This window comes from Paenibacillus sp. JSM ZJ436 (assembly GCF_044383795.1).
Taxonomy (GTDB): domain Bacteria; phylum Bacillota; class Bacilli; order Paenibacillales; family Paenibacillaceae; genus Paenibacillus_AQ; species Paenibacillus_AQ algicola.
The window spans coordinates 405,317-425,450 of sequence record NZ_JBISEO010000002.1 but is presented as its reverse complement, the minus strand read 5'-3'; the positions used below and the strand labels follow the sequence as shown (position 1 = coordinate 425,450).

General features: G+C 53.6%; 14 protein-coding genes. 12 read left to right on the top strand and 2 right to left on the bottom strand.

Annotated features, from left to right (window positions below; genetic code table 11):
* Nucleotides 1-13: 13 nt before the first annotated feature.
* From ACH6EH_RS04130 to ACH6EH_RS04120, 3 genes are read left to right on the top strand one after another with little or no spacing between them, the layout of a single operon-like run.
* Entirely contained in the window at nt 14-874 is an 861-nt protein-coding gene (locus ACH6EH_RS04130; protein ID WP_397331231.1) for a helix-turn-helix domain-containing protein, read from the top strand.
* Nucleotides 871-2,274, top strand: a complete 1,404-nt coding sequence (locus ACH6EH_RS04125; protein WP_397331230.1) for a sulfatase family protein — start codon at nt 871-873, stop codon at nt 2,272-2,274. The genes ACH6EH_RS04130 and ACH6EH_RS04125 overlap by 4 nt, the downstream gene beginning before the upstream one ends.
* Before the next feature lie 21 nt (nt 2,275-2,295).
* Nucleotides 2,296-3,699 carry a sulfatase family protein gene (locus tag ACH6EH_RS04120; protein ID WP_397331229.1) on the top strand — a complete coding sequence of 468 codons (1,404 nt, stop codon included), beginning with the start codon at nt 2,296-2,298 and terminating at the stop codon, nt 3,697-3,699.
* A 140-nt stretch (nt 3,700-3,839) separates the two neighbouring features.
* Here the strand turns inward: ACH6EH_RS04120 and ACH6EH_RS04115 are convergent, their stop codons facing one another.
* Nucleotides 3,840-4,697, bottom strand: coding sequence for an AraC family transcriptional regulator (locus tag ACH6EH_RS04115; RefSeq protein WP_397331228.1), 858 nt, complete (start codon nt 4,695-4,697; stop codon nt 3,840-3,842).
* A 124-nt stretch (nt 4,698-4,821) separates the two neighbouring features.
* On the opposite strand from ACH6EH_RS04115, the gene ACH6EH_RS04110 reads away from it, so the two are divergent.
* The gene (locus tag ACH6EH_RS04110) at nt 4,822-6,330 is read left to right on the top strand and encodes a sulfatase family protein (RefSeq protein ID WP_175415125.1); all 1,509 of its coding nucleotides are present in this window, start codon (nt 4,822-4,824) and stop codon (nt 6,328-6,330) included.
* Between the two features lie 20 nt (nt 6,331-6,350).
* Complete coding sequence (gene galB, locus ACH6EH_RS04105) at nt 6,351-8,786, top strand: beta-galactosidase GalB (RefSeq protein ID WP_397331227.1); 2,436 nt, start codon at nt 6,351-6,353, stop codon at nt 8,784-8,786.
* 274 nt (nt 8,787-9,060) lie between these two features.
* Here galB and ACH6EH_RS04100 read toward each other — a convergent pair whose 3' ends face one another.
* Nucleotides 9,061-10,650 carry a sulfatase family protein gene (locus ACH6EH_RS04100; protein ID WP_397331226.1) on the bottom strand — a complete coding sequence of 530 codons (1,590 nt, stop codon included), beginning with the start codon at nt 10,648-10,650 and terminating at the stop codon, nt 9,061-9,063.
* A gap of 231 nt (nt 10,651-10,881) precedes the next feature.
* Here ACH6EH_RS04100 and ACH6EH_RS04095 point away from each other — a divergent pair, with 231 nt between their 5' ends.
* From ACH6EH_RS04095 to ACH6EH_RS04065, 7 genes are all read left to right on the top strand, one after another.
* The gene (locus ACH6EH_RS04095; RefSeq protein ID WP_397331224.1) at nt 10,882-11,781 is read left to right on the top strand and encodes a carbohydrate ABC transporter permease; all 900 of its coding nucleotides are present in this window, start codon (nt 10,882-10,884) and stop codon (nt 11,779-11,781) included.
* A gap of 18 nt (nt 11,782-11,799) precedes the next feature.
* A complete protein-coding gene (locus ACH6EH_RS04090) occupies nt 11,800-12,630 on the top strand; it encodes a carbohydrate ABC transporter permease (protein WP_233281091.1) in 831 nt (276 codons plus the stop codon).
* A 71-nt stretch (nt 12,631-12,701) separates the two neighbouring features.
* Nucleotides 12,702-14,054, top strand: a complete 1,353-nt coding sequence (locus ACH6EH_RS04085; protein WP_208204297.1) for an ABC transporter substrate-binding protein — start codon at nt 12,702-12,704, stop codon at nt 14,052-14,054.
* 199 nt (nt 14,055-14,253) lie between these two features.
* The gene (locus ACH6EH_RS04080) at nt 14,254-16,422 is read left to right on the top strand and encodes a helix-turn-helix domain-containing protein (protein ID WP_397331223.1); all 2,169 of its coding nucleotides are present in this window, start codon (nt 14,254-14,256) and stop codon (nt 16,420-16,422) included.
* 189 nt (nt 16,423-16,611) lie between these two features.
* A complete protein-coding gene (locus tag ACH6EH_RS04075; RefSeq protein ID WP_138224088.1) occupies nt 16,612-17,505 on the top strand; it encodes an ABC transporter permease in 894 nt (297 codons plus the stop codon).
* A gap of 13 nt (nt 17,506-17,518) precedes the next feature.
* Complete coding sequence (locus ACH6EH_RS04070; protein WP_397331222.1) at nt 17,519-18,409, top strand: carbohydrate ABC transporter permease; 891 nt, start codon at nt 17,519-17,521, stop codon at nt 18,407-18,409.
* Between the two features lie 57 nt (nt 18,410-18,466).
* A complete protein-coding gene (locus ACH6EH_RS04065; protein WP_138224090.1) occupies nt 18,467-20,086 on the top strand; it encodes an extracellular solute-binding protein in 1,620 nt (539 codons plus the stop codon).
* Nucleotides 20,087-20,134: the final 48 nt, after the last annotated feature.

The following is a 20,134-nucleotide window of genomic DNA, read 5'->3' as shown; positions in this document are numbered from 1 at the left end:
GAGAAGGAGGTGAGTGCCGGTGATAAACGGCGTTCAATTCAATCTGGATGCTCTTCCCGACGTACAAAATATGGGGCTGTTTCGCACTCAGGACGTCTGGGCCCATATGGACCGGATCGTAGACAGTGATGTGCTCATTTTCGTCAGAAAAGGGCTCGTCCATATTATTGAGGCCGACGAAGAGTACTACATCGGCCCCGGACAGGTGTTCTTCATGAAGCACGGTGTCCGGCATTACGGCCATAAGAAAACCCAGGCGGGCTCGGAGTGGAACTGGATTACGTTCACGCCGGCGCAAGCCGTTACCCCGGGCTCGGTAGAAATGAAATGGCTGGAGGTGGAGGATTACCAGCGCACCTCGGTCCGGCTGACCAAGCTGCTGGACCACTATATCAGCGGCTCGGATTATGATGACCTCAAGCTGAAGGTCGGCACGCTGGATTTGCTGCTGGATCTGTACCGGGAAATGAACCGGAGGAAGAGCGGCAATCAGAAGCTGGTCACCGACGTAAAAAAGTTCGTCCACAGCCATATTCACGAGGAAATCCGCTCGACGGACTTAACCCAGTCGCTCTCGATGAATTACTCCTATATCAGCCGGGTGTTCTCGAAGACGGCGGGTCTGTCCATCCAGCGGTACATCATGGAGCAGAAGATCAAGGAAGCGATCCGCTTGTTCAGCGAAAGCTCCATGAACATCTCGCAGATTAGCGAGAAGCTGGGCTACTCGAATCCGTACTATTTCACGCGTGTATTCAAGCAGGTCACGGGCACCAATCCCACTTCCTTTTTGAAAAAAGGATATTACGATTACACCTCCAGCGGCGATTTCACCGGATCGGGCGTCAAGGAGCGGGGAGGCGAACAGGCTTGAGACCTAATATTTTGTTCATCATGACCGATGAGCAGCGGTTCGACACACTGGGCACCGTCAATTCTGCGGTAAGAACCCCGCACCTGGATCAGCTGGCACGAGAAGGAATCTCCTTCACGCGGGCCTATACGACGAATCCGTCCTGTGTGCCGGCAAGAGCGGCTATTATAACCGGGCGTTATCCCAGCAAGTGCGGTGCTCCAACCTATATCACCCATCTCCCCCCTCATGAGGTGACCTTTACATCTCTGCTGCAGCAGCAAGGCTACTATACCGCGGTTCTGGGCAAGCAGCATTTTGGGGATTCGCTCATTGATCGGGGCTATGATCATGCCGATATTATCGACCTGCACGGGCCGGGGGATTGGGACATCGAGGGAGAGTCGGAGACCTCATACATGAAGTTTCTGAAAGCTGCGGGCTTCACCAGAACCTCACAGCTCAGCGAGCGGGTGAACCGCTACAGCCAGCGCTGGATTACGGAGGCCAGGTACCATATTGACGATTATATCGGCGAGCTGTGCAAGTCCTGGCTAAGGCACCAGCGGCCTAAGGGACAGCCCTGGTATTGCTGCCTGTCCTTCCCCGGTCCGCATATGCCTTTTGACGGGGCGGGACTGCCGCAGGAGACAGGCTACCGGCTGGAGGACATCGACCTGCCGCTGACCGAAGAGAGCGATCTGGACAGCAAGCCGCCGCACTTTAGGCAGCAGCTCGTCACGGGGCAGGGAAATCCCGGCGGGGCTATGGCAAACGGGATGACGAAGCAGGAGCTGAGAGAGACGAGGCTCTCCTATTATGCCAACATGAGTCTTATTGACCAAAAGATCGGCGAGGTGATCACCGAGCTGAAGGCCGCCGGCGAATATGACAACACCCTGATTCTGTTTACATCCGATCACGGGGAATATATGGGCGATTTCGGGATGATGGGCAAGGGCCAGTACCTGTCCGAGGTGCTGATGCGCGTTCCGTTTCTCATCAAGCCACCGGTTTCCGGATTTACGGGCAGAACCGAGGAGGCCTTCGTCTCCAATCTCGATATTGCAGCGACCTGCCTGAGCGCCGCAGGCGCACAGGTGCCCGGCAATATGGACAGTGTAGACCTCAGCCCGTTCTGGAAGCCGGGTGCTGAAAAGCCGGTCAAGGACACCGTGTACCTGGAAGCCGGAGATTTGCGCGCGGTACGGAATGAGTCATGGAAGCTGGTCTATTACCGGGGACGTCCGTACGGCGAGCTGTATCACCTCAAGGAGGACCCTTGGGAACGGCATAATCTGTGGGAGAATGCGAGCGCCTCTGGCGTGAAGGAGCAGCTGAAGTCCTTGCTGATGGATGAGCTGCTGGCACTTGGAGAGCGCTCTCATATGCCCTGGAATGACAAAGCTCCACAAATATAGCAGAAGGAGAGTCAACCTGATATGTCCATCAAAAAAAGACCGAATATTTTATTTCTAATGACTGACCAGCAGCGCAATGATACCTTTTCCTGCATTAATCCCGAGGTGCATACGCCCCATCTGGATAACCTGATTCAGGATAGCGTGTTCTTTAGTAACGCCCGCTGTGCCAACCCGTCCTGTGTGCCCTCCAGGGCTGCGATTATGACCGGGAAATTCCCGTCGGAATGTCAGTGCCCTTCTTATATCACCCAGCTGCCGGCAGAGGAGACGACCTTTATGACACGGCTGCAGGAGGCGGGCTATCATACGGCGGTGGTCGGCAAGCAGCATTTTGCAGGCTCCGAGATCCGGCGGGGCTTTGATGATGAGATGATCATTGATGGCCACGGCGCGTTCGCCGAGAATCAGTATATTCAGCCGTACCTGGATTTCCTTGAGCAAAACGGCATTGACCGCAAATCGGTGTACACGCGGGAATTCATCAGCGGCGGCCGGTGGAACGTGGATACGAAGTATCATCTGGATGATTTTTTAGGAGAGCTGGGCAAGACCTGGCTGGGAAAAAAGCTTCAAGAAAAGCCAGACGCAGACGCCAAGCCGTGGTTCTTCACGCTGTCCTTCTCCGGCCCGCATCATCCTTACGATCTGGAAGGCACAGAGTATGCGGATCGGTATGAGCTGGATGGCCTTTCGTCTCCGGAGACGACCTATGAGCAGCTGGACCAGAAGCCGCCTCAATTCAAGGGCATGGATTCCTATGCCCAAATATATCTGAAGGACTTCACCGAAGAACAGTTCAAGAAAACGAAGCGCTCCTACTACGCGAACATTACGTTGATGGATCAGAAGATCGGCGAAGTGATCCAAATGCTGAAGGATCATGATATGTACGAGGATACGCTCATTATTTATACCTCGGATCACGGCGATTTTATGGGCGACTTCGGCATGGTGGAGAAGCTGCAATGCCTGAGTGACAGCCTGATGCGAGTTCCCTTGTTCGTGAAGCCGCCGATCAAGGGCTTCAAAGGCATGGAAATTGCGGATGAGGTGCTGAATATCGACATTGCAGCCACTTGCCTGGAAGCTGCTGAAGCCCAGGTGCCACAGGAGCTGTCTGGCTTCTCGTACAACGGCTACTGGGATCATGCCAAGGAGATCAAGGTCAGAGATGCGGTCTATATGGAAGCCGGTGCAATCAAGGGCTGCATCTATAACGGCATTAAGACCGTGCACTATATGGACCGGGATTACGGCGAGCTGTACGATCTGAAGCAGGATCCGAAGGAGACTACCAATCTGTGGGATGATCCGAGCTATCAGCAGCATAAGCTCGAAGGCACCCGCATCATCCTCAACCACATGTACCGGGCGATTCCGAAATGGAACATTCCGTGGAATATCGGAACACCGGAGATTTAACCCTGTACCATTTTATCCGCGGGCAGCCGTTCCGCTGCCGGTTCTATAGCCGCTCTCCCGAGGAAGGGGGGGGCGGCTTTTTTGGGCTTGCGATTCATTGGGAGTTCAGGTGCAGGGCAGGCGCTTTCGACTCAGGGCTGCTAATCCGGTTCGCCGGAGCGGGTGCCCCGCTTCCGGTACTCCGTCGGCGCCTCGCCGAAGTAGGAGGTGAAGGCGCGTGTAAACATGAACAGGTCGGGATAGCCCACGGTCAGGGCAATTTCCTGGATGGGCAGGCCTGGGCTCTCCAGCAGCTCCAGCGCTTTCTTCATGCGGATGGAGGTCAGGTACTGCTTGGGCGACTGACCGAAATGCTTGCGGAAGGCAGCGGAAAAATACGACCGGTGCACTCCCGCCTCTACAGCGAGCGCCTCGACGCGCAGCGGCTCGGAATAATGCAGCTGCATGTAGAGCGCGCAGTATTCCAGCCATGCGGAAGGCTCGCGTCCGGCTCCGCTCTCCTGGGTGGTTTGCAGCAGCTGCAGCAGCTCGTACAGCAGGCTCTGCTGCTGCAGCGGCGAGTCTTTGCCGATGGTGTGATGAATGCGCTCATGCAGCAGCTTCATCTGCTGGCCCCAGGGCTGCACGGCGAAGGGCTTGTGCTCTTGAATGCCGAGCATGGAAAGGGCAGGGCGTACCAGGAAGCCGTCGAGTAAGAGCCAGCATAGCTCCAGCGGCTTTTCGGAGGCTTTTTTATAGCGGTAGGTGATGTCCGGGAACAAGCAGAACATCGTGCCGGCTTCCAGAAGGTAGGTGGAATTCTCGTCCTGCAGCTCCAGGGTGCCTTTAATGACAAAATGCAAACTGTAGTGAATCAATTTCCGCGGTCCGATCTCGTAATGAGGCTTGGTCCGGCTCATGCCGGAGCGCAGCAGACACAGGCCGCTCCGCTGCTGGAACTCGCTGGGCACCTGCAGCCGGACGTCGGCATACTCCTGCGGATTCTCCTCCAGCTTCATATGCTCTTCTCCCCTTTGGCTTACAGCTAACATTTTGTACATTATTATAACATTTTGGCATGTATTAAAGGGAGAGTTGGCTATACGATCATGGATAAGAACAAGAAATGTAAGGAGTGAAATCATGAAGAAGCCCAACATTTTGCTAATCACGAGTGACCAGCAGCACTGGAATACGATCGGAGCTTTTCAACCGGAGCTGTCCACCCCGAATCTGGACCGGCTCGTGCGGGAGGGTACTACCTTTCAGCGTGCCTATTGTCCCAACCCGACCTGCACCCCGACACGCGCATCGATCATCACAGGCCAGTACCCGAGCCAGCATGGGGCCTGGACGCTCGGGACCAAGCTTATGGAGGACCGGGAGGTCGTCGGTGACTCCTTCCAGAGCGCGGGCTATCAGACTGCACTGATTGGAAAGGCTCACTTTCAGCCGCTGCGCAGCACGGAGGAGTATCCATCGCTGGAGTCGTATCCGCTGCTGCAGGACCTGGAGTTCTGGCGGCAGTTTAACGAGAATTTCTACGGCTTTAACCACGTGGAGCTGGCCCGGAACCATACGAATGAGGCGCACGTTGGACAGCACTATGCCATCTGGCTGGAGGAGAAGGGCTGCACCCATTGGAGAGATTATTTCATGGCGCCTACCGGCACCATGGATCCCAAGAAGCAGCACACCTGGGACATTCCGGAGGAATACCACTATAACACCTGGATTGCCGAGCGAACTGAGGCACAGCTGCAGCGCTACCAGCAGGAGGACGAGAGTTTTTTCCTCTGGGCGAGCTTCTTTGATCCGCATCCGCCATATCTGGTGCCAGCGCCGTGGGATAAGATGTATGATCCCAATGAGCTGAGCATTCCGGCTGTTGTGCCGGGAGAGCATGACCGCAATCCGCCGCATTTTGGCCAAACCCAGCAGGCCTCTCCGGATTTCTCCTCCTTGCGCGAGAGCGGCCAGTCCATTCATGGATACCACTCCCATCTGCTGCCGGAGGAGGAACGCAAGCAGCTGGTAGCGACCTACTATGGCATGGTCAGTATGATGGATAAATACATTGGCCGCATTCTGGATTCTCTGGATGAGCTGGGATTGGCGGACAATACGATCATCGTCTTCACCTCAGATCACGGACATTTCTTCGGCCAGCACGGTCTTCAGGCCAAGGGCGGCTTCATGTATGAGGATCTGATCAAGGTGCCGTTCATTGTCCGGTACCCGGGACAGGTGGAAGCGGATCTGCAGAGCGATGCGATGGTATCGCTGGTGGATCTGGCGCCGACCCTGTTGTCCCTTGCCGGCCTCAAGATTCCCCCTCAGATGACGGGTGTGGATCAATCCGAGGTGTGGCTGGGACGCAAGAGCCGTGCCCGGGATCACATTTTGTGCGAGTTCCGGCATGAGCCGACGACGATCCATCAAAAATCCTATGTCAATGACCGCTATAAGCTGACAGTGTATTATAACCAGACCTATGGCGAGCTGTTCGATCTGCAGCAGGACCCGCAGGAGCTGAACAATGTATGGGACGATCCGGACAGTCAGCAGCTGAAAAGCGAGCTGCTGCTCAAATATGCATGGGCGGAGCTGGGCATTGAACCGATGCCGATGCCGCGGATTTTTGGAGCGTAACCGTGAGGGAGGAGACCGCCATGACCGATGAAGCCAGACAGGGTAGACAGGGAAGGCAGATCATCCCGCTGAAGGAAGGCTGGAAATTTACGCGCCATGCGCTGGAGGAGGCCGATCCGCTGCGGGGATACCAGGTTCACCTGGATGACAGCTACTGGGAGACGGTCCGGGTACCGCATGACTGGGCCATTGCAGGACCCTTTCACGAGGATCATGATGTCCATGTCAATTCCGTGATGGAGGATGGCATTAAAGACCACATTACGCATGTCGGCCGGACCGGGGCGCTTCCGATCGTCGGGATGGGCTGGTACCGCCAGCATCTAAAGATCCCGAAGATGTGGGAAGGCCGGCGGATTACGGTGGAGTTCGACGGGGTGATGTCCAACAGCACCGTGTATATGAACGGAGTATCCTGCGGGTCCTGGCCCTACGGCTATACATCCTTCGTCTTCGATCTCACCGACCATGTAATCTATGGTGAAGATAATGTGCTGGCGGTGCAGGTCTGCTCACTGCCCAGCGCATCCCGCTGGTACCCCGGAGCCGGCATTTACCGGCAGGTCAGGCTGGTCATCAAGGAATCCTTGCATGTCAATCCTTGGGGTACCTATATTACGACGCCTGAGGTAACAGAGCAGGGCGCAGCCATTAACATCCGTACGAGCGTAAGTAGCACCGGCGCTCAGCCGGCTCTGGCCCAGCTGGTCACGCAGCTGCTTGATCCGAGCGGCCATATGTGCGCTGAAGACACTATTTTTGAGCAGATCAGCGGCCAGGCGGAGCTTGAGCAGCATCTTTATGTTGAGCATCCGGAGCTGTGGTGCACGGAGCACCCCCGGCTCTATCGGGCGGTTTCTATGCTGCTGCTGAACGGGGAGGAGGTGGATCGGTACGAGACGCCTTTTGGCATAAGGAGTATTTCCTTTGACGCGCAGGAAGGGTTTCAGCTGAACGGGAAGCGGCTCAAGCTGAAAGGGGTCTGCCTGCATCATGACCTGGGTCCACTGGGAGCGGCTGTTCACGTAAGAGCCATGGAGCGGCAGCTGGAGCTGATGCAGGCCATGGGCTGCAACGCCATTCGGATGAGCCACAACCCGCCGGCGCCGGAGCTTCTCGATTTATGCGATGAGATGGGGCTGCTGGTCATTGATGAGGCTTTCGACGAATGGGGTGAAGGGAAGGTGCAGAACGGATATCACCGGCTGTTCCAGGAATGGGCGGAAAAAGATTTACGGGCTATGATCACCCGCGACCGCAACCATCCCTCCATTATCATGTGGAGCATCGGGAACGAGATGCGCGAGCAGCGGCTGGAGAGCGGGGCGTCCACGACAGCTTTTCTCACCGCCATTGCCCATGATGCAGACCCGACCCGTCCTGTGACCGCAGGCTTCAGCATGTCCGATGATGCCATTGCGAACGGCCTGGCGGCCGCTGTCGACATCCCGGGCTGGAATTACAAGCCGCACCGGTATGAGGAATATCATCGACAGCATCCGGACTGGATCATGTACGGCAGCGAGACGGCTTCAACGGTAAGCTCCCGGGGTGTGTATCACCTGCCTGCCGTCAAAGAGATCCCCATGGAGCCGAAGCGGGATCTGCAGGCCAGCTCCTATGATCTGAGTGCTCCGCCTTGGGGGACGACACCGGATCAGGAGTTTATGGCCCAGGACGATCTGCCGTATATGCTGGGCGAATTCGTCTGGACCGGGTTCGATTATCTGGGCGAGCCGACGCCTTACCGGACAGAGTGGCCGAGCCGCAGCTCGTATTTTGGCATTGTGGACTTATGCGGGTTTCCCAAGGATCGGTATTATCTGTACCAGAGCCAGTGGAGCACGAAGCCGGTGCTGCATCTGCTGCCGCATTGGAATTGGGAAGGGGAGGAAGGCAGACCGATTCCTGTGTTCTGCTACACGACTTATCCGGCTGCCGAGCTGTTCCTGAACGGACAATCCCTCGGCATCCGGCACAAATCCCCGGTTTCGCTGCCGGAGCGCTACCGTCTGCGCTGGGATGCGGTACCTTATGAGCCCGGGGTGCTGTCGGTCATCGCGTATGATAAAGACGGATCACAGGTCATGACACATGAGGTCCATACTGCCGGAGCGCCAGCCCGCGTTCTGCTGGAGGCGGACCGGACTGTCATTCAGGCGGATGGAGAGGACCTGTCCTTTATTACAGTGAGCATTGTAGATGAACAGGGAAGACTCTGTCCCCATGCCGATCACAACGTATCCTTCCTGCTGCAGGGACCGGGTGAAATTGCAGCCGTAGATAACGGCGACCCCACCAGCATCATTCCCTTCAGTGCCCGTGACATGCAGGCGTTCCACGGCAAATGCCTGGTTATTGTGCGGTCCAGGGCGGGGGAGGGAGGGAACGCAGTGCTCCTAGCCGAGGTGCCGTCGCTCCAGTCCGGAAGACTGGAGATCGCTTGCCATATCTGACGGCCGCGGCGGATAGTCAGCAGTCAGGCTGACAAGCCACCCTATGAAGTTCCAATTCCAATATCTAGGCTTTGAATGTGATCGTCGCTTGGATTGTAGAAAGTTTTATAGAGTTAGCACGTAGATGACCTCTGTTTTCTTTAGAGGTCATCTTTTTTTAATTTGATACCGTCTCATTTAAAAAGCGCCGGAATCCGAGTAAATTATCAGGATTCCGGCGCTTTTGATCTGTACGCTACCCGGATGCTGACATCCGGGTAGCGAACAATGCTTTTTAGGATTCTACGGAGATTTCTCTCTTCTGTCTGGCGCACTGGGTCAGTCCCTGGTCTGCCTTCAAGGCATCCGACACTTTGGTCCAGTTGTTCGCTTGATCCAGAATAAATTTGTACAGGGTTTTCATATTCGCCTGCTTCAGTCCCCGGTAATCGGCCAGCGGGCCTAGCCCTGCCTTCCACTCTGTCAGCTTGGACAGAAGCTGGGCTTGCTGCTGTGCGTAAGCCGGGTCATCGAACAGGTTGCGCTCCTCATAAGGGTCGTTGTGGAGATCGTAAAGCTCTCCCTCTACAAGCGGCTGATCAAAGAATGCAGAGTACTTTAGATAATGATCGCCATACAGCTTCTCATGAATGGACTCCTGCTCTGGATACACCGTCAGCTTGAAGTCATGATTCCGAATCATAAGGGCAGGCTCAACGTGGATGGAGCCGCAGAAATACTGGCTGTGCGCTTCCGTTCGGTGAACTTTGCGCTCGCCCCGGCAGACCGGCAGCAGGCTCATGCCTTGAACCTCTTCCGGGATGTCTACCCCGGCTGCATCCAGAACGGTTGGCAGCAGGTCGATGATTTCCGCGAACGTGTCCAGACGAGATCCGGAATTCAGATTGCCCGGCAGCTTGACCAGCAGCGGAATGCGGACGACGGGCTCGTACATATGGCCCCATTTCTCGATAAAGCCGTGCTCCCCCATCATCGATCCATGGTCCGAAGTGAAGATAATGAGTGAATCCTCATATAGCCCCAGCTCCTTCAGCCGGGCAATGACTTTGCCGATGCGGTCATCCACATGGGTGACCAGGCCATAATAGCTGGCCAGACTCTTGCGGTAATCCTCTTCATTCAGTTTGTCAAAGCCGCGCACCTTGTGGAAGTAGCGCTGTGTAATCGGCTTGTCAGCCAGCGTGCGTCCGGCATTCTGCGGCAGCGGCAGCTCGTCAGGGTTATACATCTCCGAGTAAGGTTTGGTCGGCATGTACGGTGTGTGCGGGTCCATCAGCGACAGGTAGTGGAAGATCGGCTTCTCATCCGCAGCAATCTGTTCCATGCGCTGAATGTAGTCCTCCGTCAGACGGGAGCATGAGGTCTGATCCGGGTGCGTAGGGCTCTCGCCGTGAATGACCAACGGGATATCGCCTTCATTCTTCTTGAAGGTGGCCTTCTTGCGGACCTCCGGGTCCTGGATGCCGAGGAAGCTGGTGTTCGGGTCCGGATATCCAAACTTGAATTCATCAAAGCCGCATTCCTCCGGGGTCCGGTGGACATGAAGCTTGCCGAACATCGTGGTTGTATAGCCGCTCTTGCGAAGCAGGTCGGGAAGAGGCTTCTCATCCTCTACCATCCTCATGGCATTGTCCAGCACGCCGTTGCTCAGCGGATTGCGTCCTGTCATCATGCTGGCCCTGGCAGGGACACACATCGGACAGTTCGTGTAGGCGTTCTCAAAAATGACAGAGTCCCGGGAGAGCTCATCAAGATGAGGAGTCTGAACTACAGAATTCCCCATGAACCCCAGGCTGTCGGCTCTAAGCTCATCACACATCAGAAAAAACACATGCGGTCGGGCATTCGTCGTCAACGGGATCACTCCTTTAATGATGATAGATTGTGCGGCGATAACGAACGTATAAATTAAACATACTCCTACGTTTATATATAGTCAATAATTTTATAATTAAATATTATGCCATGCTATTTTTTTTAAATTCGTTGACATTTGTAAGCGCTTTTTTTAATATATAAATATGTAATGTCATTTTATATTTAATTTGTAGGACTGAAGTTAGGCTTCAAGGCAGAAGTTTTAGGGAGGTAGATTATGGAGACCAAAGTGAAGGTGAGCCTGCGGGACAGCCTGGTTGGCTATTCCTTTGTACTGCCGGCTGTCATCGGATATGTGCTGTTCATGGCCTATCCGCTGTTCCACTCCTTATATTTAAGCTTTATGGACTGGAACATGTTCAAAGGGGCGTCAGGCTCTACATTCGTCGGGCTGGAAAACTACGGAGATGTATTTCAGAACGAATACTTTCGCATCGGCTTTGTGAACAACATTCTGCTGGTCGCGATGGCGGTTCCCGTGCTGCTGATCCTGTCGCTTGTGATTGCCGCCTTTTTGAATACGAAAATCTTGGGGCGGGGCTTGCTGCGGGCGATGTATTTCGTGCCCTACATCACAACGATCACAGCGGCGGCGCTGGTGTTCTCGGCGCTGTTCCATCCGGAGTACGGTCCTGTCAATGGGGTGCTGCGTTCTCTGGGCGTGGAAGCACTGCCGGGCTGGGCTACGAGTGTAAAGTGGGCGTTGCCCACGATTGCCTTGTTCTGGATCTGGAAAAATATCGGGTACTGCATCGTCATCTATCTGGCAGGCCTGCAGGGAATATCAAGTACATATTATGAAGCCGCCTCAATAGATGGAGCGAGCCGGCTGCAGCAATTTTTGCGGATTACGGTTCCGATGATCTCGCCGACCACCTTCTTCCTGGTCATTACGTCGATCATTTCCTCCTTTCAAATCTTCGCAGAGGTTATGGTTATGACACAGGGCGGGCCCGGTACGGCCTCGGTGACGATGGTGTATCACATCTACGATACCGCCTTCAAGCAATATGAGATGGGCTATGCGTCTGCCGTATCCTGGGTGTTCTTCGTGCTTGTGGTCATCATCACGATGGTGCAGTGGATCGGTCAGAAGGCGTGGGTCAAATACACTTAACGTGAGGGGGTGGCAGCAGTGGTTCAACGTTTCACCATGGTATCCGGACTGATTCGTACCGTACTGCTTGCTATATTGGGCATCGTGATGGTATTTCCGCTGGCCTGGATGATCTCCGCTTCCTTCAAGTATGAGAGCGAAGTCTTCCAGATGCCGATTGTGTGGATTCCGGAAACCTTAAATACAAGCAATTATGTCGCAGCGGTGACTGAATTCCCGTTCGCACACTGGTATATGAACACCGCGCTGGTTACGGTGTACATCGTCTTCTTCGTCCTGTTCGTGAGCACACTGGCAGGCTATGCTTTTGCGAAGCTGGATTTTGCCGGCCGAAATATCATTTTCTTTCTCTTCATCGCCACAATGATGATTCCGGTGGAGGTTCGGATTATCCCGCAGTTTATGATTTTTAAGTCTCTGGGGCTGATTAACAACGTACTGAGCGTAGCGCTGCCATGGATGTTCAATGCGTTTTCCATCTTCCTGATGCGTCAGTTCTTCACCTCGATTCCGAATGATCTCATTCATGCTGCGAGAATCGATGGCTGTAATGAGTACACCACCTTCCTGAGAATCATTCTGCCGCTTGCGAAGTCTCAGATTACGGCGCTGTTCATTCTGGCGTTTACGTGGGGCTGGAATGAGTACTTCAGCGCTTTGATCTACATTAATGATCCGCTGAAGCAGGTGCTCAGTGTCGGAATTGCAAGCTTCAAGGGACAGTACTCTACGAATTTTGCGGTCCAGATGGCAGGAGCAACGCTGGCGTTGATTCCGATCATCGTGGTGTATCTGTTTGCACAGAAGCATTTTGTAGAAGGGGTTGCGTTGTCTGGCGTCAAGGGATAGCTCCTGTGCGGGCTCGGCGGCTGCCGTCTTGTGCAGTGAACTTATAATGAAATAAAAAGGGGATGTTCAATGTGAGAACTACGATGCTCAAGCTTCTTTGTCTGATGCTGGTGCTGACCTCAGTTGTAGCCTGCAGCAGCGGCTCGGAGGAGGGCAAGACCCAGGGAAGCGGTGCGAAGGGAACGGATGGGAAAGAACCTGTCAAGATGGTCATTCATCTGAACGGCATCGACGAGGATATCAAGATGAAGAAGGCGATGGAGGAAATCCAGAAGCTGGACAAGTACAGCCATGTGACGTTTGATTTCCACGGGAGAGAAGCGGATTTCCTGACCTCTGTGCCGATTGCAATCGCCTCGGGGGCCCAGGTGGACATTATCGTGGTGGCGAATCCAATGATTCAGCAGCAGTGGGCGGATGCCGGCACGATTGTACCGCTTGACGAGCTGTCCAAATCGATCGGGGTGGATTTTAAAGAAGAGTTCGGCCCGTATGCAGACAACGCCAGCAACAATGGCGAGCTGTTCATAGTGCCGCATAACATTACAAGATGGGCGCTGTATTATAACAAATCGCTCTTTGATCAGGCGGGTGTACCTTATCCGGATGCAAAAGTCCCAATGACCTGGGATCAATACCGCGAGGTGGCCAAAAAGCTGACGACAGGGGAAGGGGCAGCCAAGAAATATGGCGCATTCTACCTGCCGTGGGGCACCTTCTGGTATGGCGATGCTATCATGGCACTGGGCGGCGGCGAGCAGTTCTATACCGCTGAAGGGCTGTCCAATATCGAGGACCCTGTGTTTACAAGATCCATGGAACGAATCTATAATATGATGCATGTCGATCAGAGTATGCCGACCCATGCCAATACCGTAACATCCAAGATCGATCCTCCGGCCTTTATGAATGGCCAGTACGGCATGAATATCCAGGGCGGCTGGGTGCTGCCATGGGCTGCAGATAAAGAGAAGTTCCCTCGCGATTGGAAGCTCGGCGTCGCTCCGCTTCCGGTAGACAGCGGCGAGAAGACGAAAACCTGGGGCATCGTAAACGGTTTCGGTATCTCGCCAACCTCGGCCAATCCGGAGCTTGCGCTGGACATTGCGATCGAGCTGAGCAGACTGGCCGCAAAGTATGCTGATTCCTCTGAATCCGCAAACCGTACGGTTTCCCAGGATGAGCTGTTCGCGGTATTCGGTGAAGCGCTCGCGGAGGATGATATTACGGTAGAGCAGCTGAAGAGCATTTTTGCGAACGAAGAGACTGAGTTTGTCGGGGAGAAGGTCATGGGTCCAAACAACGTGAAATACGAAAAGGTCATCAACGAGGAGATAGAGAAGTACCTCGTGAAGGAGCAGGACGTGCAGCAAACGATTCAGAACATCAAGACCCGGGGTGACAAGACCATTCAGGAAAAGTAAGCTACCGGCAAAAATATCCTATCCAGTGCGGCTTTTCGCACTGGATAGAGGTCTTTATGCCGGGATTTGGAGAGAAGAGGTGAGATGAAAGGTGCGATTTGCTGGGCTGAAGAAATTAAAGAACCTGTCGCTTTTTTACAAATATCTAATTTCCTATGCCTTGTTGCTGATCCTTCCTGTTATCGTCATCGGCCTTTTTTTGAATCATTATATTGTGTCAACGCTTCAAACTCAGGTGCAGCAGTCCAACCGGGCGATGCTTGAGCAGGTGAGGGATACGATGGATGGCCAATTGGCGGAGATGCGAAACATTGCCGTTCAGCTGTCCGTGCGGCGGGAATTTGATCCGGAGCGGCTGAGCAGTATTTATTCCATTTATGAGGCGAAGGACAAGATCAGCCTGTATGCGGAAGCCAATGCGTTCTTCTCGGAGGTCGTGTATAAAGCCAGAAATCAGGACCTTCTGATCTCTTCCAAAAGCACCTATCTGTCCGTCGTGTTCTATAACATGTTTCTGAGCCAGTATCTGACCTATGATCAATACCTGGTTCTGCTGGGGTCGGACGTACCTGCGGTCAATGCCGCGAATGCCAGCCAATCGCTGGAGCATCCGCGCTCGGACCGGTATATCAGCTATGCCGTTCCTGTTCCGGCCTTCGGTTCCACCAGCAAGAACAAGGGCACCCTGCTCTTTCTGATCAAGGAGAAGAAGGTCAATCAGATGTTCTCCTCCTTCCTGCCTTACCGTAAGAGCAATGTGTATATTCTGGATGCACAGGGACAGCTGGTCGCTTCTCTAGCCGATGCCGAAGGTGTTCCAGAGGGCTTGCTGGATGTAGAGGCGGGAAGCAGTGAAATCCGCAGGCTGGATGACGACCAATATTATGTATCCAAAGTGATCTCGGCTTCCTCCGGCTGGACCTATGTGACCGTTGTGTCGGAGACGGAGCTGATGAAGCCGATTGACCAGGTGCAGCTGAAGGCCGGGATTGCACTGGCCCTTATCTTGTTTGTGGGGTCCAGCATTATTTATATCAATATGAACGTTCACTATCATCCGCTGCGCAAGCTGATTGATGTGGTAGAGAGCAAGCTCCAGCCTGCCCAGGGCGAGAGCCCCTCCGGCGGACTGGAGAAGCTGCGCTCGGCCTTCGATTATATGAGCGATCGCAGCCACACGCTGGAATCCCAGGTGGAGCGCGGACGCCCAGCCCTGCGGCAGCAGCTGCTGAATCAGCTGCTGTCGGGACAGATTCGGGAATGGTCCGCGTTTCAGGAGCAGGGGACTGCGCTTGGCATCACCTTGAAGGCCGATCAGTACCGGGTAGTCTGTATCCAGGCTCATCCGGGAGGCAAGATGAGTCTGATCCGTGAACGTCTTCCGGCGTTGTGGAGGTCGATGGTGCCGGAATCCATGGAGCTATACTCCATTGATACGATTCAGCCGGAGCAGTGGATCTGGATTCAGTCCTGCCCGCCGGAATCCGGCGGGGTCGAGAGCTGGAACGAGTGGCATCAGAGGCTGAAGGAAGCGACGGATTTGATGTGGACGATCGGGGTCGGAGAGGCCGTGGACGATCTGACCCTGCTTCCGAAATCGTATATCAGCGCAACGACAGCGCTGCAGTACCGGCTTATTCTGGGAAAAGACCGTGTTATTCTGCCACATCAGCTGAATCAGGAGCATCAGAAGCTGCCCGTATACTCTGCGCAGCAGTTCCAGACGCTGCCGATGCTGCTGCGTGACCATGATACCGATAAGGTGAAGCAGCATATGAAGCAGCTGCTGGAGCATATTCATAGCAGCAGCTCCTCGCTGCTGTCCGCGAAGTACATTTATTTTGATTTGATTAATACCCTGGTGAAGGCTGCGGCCGAGGCTGGAGCGGAGAGGGGAATGTCGGTGGCATACCCTGATGTCATTGCCCTGACCTCCTGCACCTCTTATCAGCAAATGGACGAAATCGTCTGGAGCACGTTCGAGCAGATTCGGCCGCTGCTGATGAAGGAAGCGCCAGTAGAGCAGGACCGTATTCTGCTTCAGGAGATGATCGAGCTGCTGCAGCAGAAATATGCCGATCCGCAGTTCAGCATCCAGAGCATGTCCAGTCACTTCTCCCAGTCGATTTCTTCGCTGTCGCGATATTTCAAGGAGCAGACCGGCCAGACGATCTCGGAGCATCTGCATGCCATTCGAATTAACAAGGCCCAACGGCTGCTCATCGACACCGATCTGTCGATTGCCGAAATCGTTCAAAAAATCGGTTACAGCGATCCTTCAAGCTTCATTCGCAAATTTAAGGCCGAGGTTCAGCTGACGCCGGGAGAGTACCGGAAGCGGCTGCAGCAGAATGAAGACAAGAAGTGAGCAGATCCTCCTTAGGCAGGCCCGAAAACCCTTATCTATCAAGGGTTTTCGGGCTTTTTAAATTTCGCATATCGCTCTGAATTTCGCTGATTGCGCACTTGATCAGGTGGTTGGTATTATAATTTGCATCACGGTGAAAGCGCTTAAAACCACGATCAACATTTTGAAAACGCACGGGAGGGGAATGCTTTGCTGAAGCAATGGAAAAGGCACTATGAACTATACTTGCTGCTGCTTCCTACACTGATTTATTTCGCCATTTTTGAATATGGCCCGATTTATGGCTTACAAATCGCCTTTAAGGATTTCCTGCCTTTCAAAGGTATTGCCGACAGTCCATGGGTCGGCTTCGAGAACTTCCAGCGGTTCTTTGAGAACTACAAGTTCTGGGAAATTCTCTTCAACACGCTGACGATCAGCTTGTACGAGCTCGCATTGTTCCCGATTCCGGTCATCCTCGCGCTGCTGATCAATCAGCTGACGAGCCAGCGCTTCAAGAAGCTGGTCCAGACCGTCACGTACGCACCGCACTTTATTTCCACTGTCGTTGTCGTCGGGATGCTGTACCTGTTCCTGTCGCCTAGCAGTGGAGTCATTAACCACATGCTGATGGGCCTCGGCATTGAAAGCCAGTATTTCATGGCCAAAGCGGAATGGTTCGCTTCGATCTTCGTGTGGTCCGGGGTGTGGCAGAACGCAGGCTGGGGCACCATTATTTATCTGGCAGCACTGACGTCCATCAGTCCGGAGCTTCATGAATCCGCTGTCGTAGACGGTGCAAGCAAATTAAAGCGCATCATCCATATTGATTTGCCGGGCATCATGCCTACGGTCATCGTCCTGCTCATTCTAAACATCGGCAGCTTTATGTCCGTCGGCTTCGAGAAGGTATACCTGATGCAGAATCCGCTTAACATCAACTCGGCGGAGATCATTCAGACGTATGTGTACAAGAGTGGCTTGCTCAATGCACAGTACAGCTATTCTGCGGCGATCGGGATGTTCAACTCCGTTGTAAACTGTATTTTGCTGGTCACTGTCAATCTGATTGCCAAACGCTTCGGCAAGGCGAGTCTGTGGTAGGAGGGGAAAAGAAATGGACGTATTAAACAAAAGTAGATCCGACAGGCTGTTTGACTGGTTCAATGTCCTGCTGTTCTGCGGCATCCTGTTCGTGGTCATTTATCCGCTGTATTTCATTATTGTGGCCTCCATCAGCAACCCGGATCTTGTCAATTCCGGACAGATTCGCTTCCTGCCGAAGGATGTGACCTGGATCGGCTATGAACGGATTTTTAACGATGATGAAATCTGGCGGGGGTATTCGAACTCGATCTTTTATACCTTCTTCGGAACCCTGTTCCGTGTCAGCCTGATCATCACGGGCGGTTACGCCTTGTCACGCAAGGATCTTCCATTCTCCGGGGTGCTGATGATCCTGATCCTGTTCACCATGTTCTTTAACGGCGGACTGATCCCGACGTACCTGCTGGTGAAGGAGCTTGGCATGGTGAACACCATCTGGGCCATGATCGTTCCAGGTGCGGTCAGTGTATATCAGCTCATTATCGTGAGAACCTTCTTCCAGAACACGATTCCGGGCGAGATGCTGGAGGCCGCCATGATGGACGGCTGCGGTAACTTCAAATTTTTCATTCGGATGGTGATTCCGCTGTCTCTGCCGATCATTGCCGTTATGGTGCTGTTCAATGCCGTGGCACTGTGGAATTCCTATTTCCAGGCTCTGATTTATCTGAATGATGCGAGTCTGCATCCGCTGCAGATTGTTCTCCGCAAAATTCTGATCGTCAGCGAAGCCCAGTTGGATATGATCGACAGCTCCAAGGACGCGGTGGAAGAACAGAAGGTAGCAGGCCTGGTCAAATACGGCATGGTCGTGGTGGCAAGTCTGCCGGTGCTTGTGCTGTATCCGTTCCTGCAGCGTTATTTCGTCAAAGGTGTCATGATCGGCTCTGTTAAAGGCTAATAGAGCTTCATGAATATACAAGCTTCATTAGAAATTATACCCAGGAGGTCAAGAGAAATGAGAAACAAAAAATGGTCTGCAGGCATGAGCGCCATGCTGGCTGCTGTGCTGCTGCTGAGCGGCTGCTCTAGCTCGGAAAGCACACCGTCGTCATCCGATAAGGATCAGGGCAAGGCCGCAGAGGCAACAGAAATTCAATTTCCGCTGGAGAAGCCGGTTAAGCTGGAGATTCTGGCAAGCACCCCGCCGCAGGTCAAGAAGAACTATAACGAAATGCAGATGTTCAAAGAGCTGAAAGAATTAACGAATGTCGATGTGGAATGGACTCAAGTAGGCTGGGAGCAGTTGGCTGAGAAGAAGAACATCGTTATTGCCAGCGGAGACCTGCCGGATGCATTTTATGGACGAGGCGTACTGCTGGATCAGGAAATCGTGAAGCTGGGCAGCCAGGGAGCGATTATTCCACTGGAGGATCTCATCGAGCAGCATGCACCTAACCTGAAAAAAGTGTTTGAGCAGCGCCCTGATTTCAAAACCATGCTGACGGCTACAGACGGCCATATCTACTCTCTGCCTACGTTCGTCGAGCGTGATTTCAACGAAATTCCATCCGTTCTGTTCATTAACAAGAAGTGGCTGGACCAGCTGGGCATGGCTGTTCCGACGACGACAGACGAATTCTATGAAGCTCTGAAAGCGTTCAAGGAGAAAGACCCGAATGGCAACGGCAAGGCAGACGAGGTTCCATTCTCCTTCCTGTTCAACAATGCACAGAACGGCTCGAACTCGCTGGCCGGCTCCTTCGGAATCAAGCAGGACGATCCGCGGAACAACCTGTATGTGGATAACGGCACCGTTAAATATGCTCCGGAGCAGCCGGAATACCAGACATACCTGGAATATTTGAACAAGCTGTTCAAGGAAAACCTGGTAGATCAGGAAGTGTTCACGCATGACCAGAATACGTACCTGACAAAGGTAAGAAGCACGGATGTTCCGATTGGCGCCTTCTTCGGCTATTCCCAACGCAGCGTATTTGGGAACCTGAATGAGGATTATGTGCCGGTTCCTACGCTGAAGGGTCCGGACGGGAAGCAAGGTTGGCTGCGTATGCCAGCTGCAGTTGTTAAAGGATCTTTTGCTATCACAGCTTCGAATGAGCATCCGGAAGTGACGTTGAAGTGGATGGATGCCATGTTTGAAGAAATGCTGAGCTTCCAGTTTGAGATTGGTCCGATCGGTGTGACGGTGAAGGAAAATCCGGATGGTACGTTTGACAAAATGCCGATTCCGGACGGCATGAACTCGGGTGACTTCAAGCACTCCGAAGCGCCAGGTAACGGTGCAACGGTGATCGTGCTGCAGGATGTGGTAGACCGCCTGATCGACGAGCAGGCGGATGAGAAGCGGGAGTACTATGAAATGTACGATCCGTTCGCATCCAAGGATGTCATTCAGGATATGCTGTGGTCCGCTGAGGACGGCGAGAAGCTGGCCGCCATCAACCTCGACCTGAACGGTAAAAATGGATACTATGCAAGCACCTTTGCCAAATTTGTCATGAACGGCTTCACCCAGGCCGATTGGGACAATCACCTGGCACAGCTGAAGAAGCTGAAGGTGGATGAATACGTTGCGCTGTATCAGAAGTACTACGATACAGCAAACGGTAAATAATTGAGCTCTGGAGCTGGACCTGGGTATGAACAGGTCCAGCTTTTTATT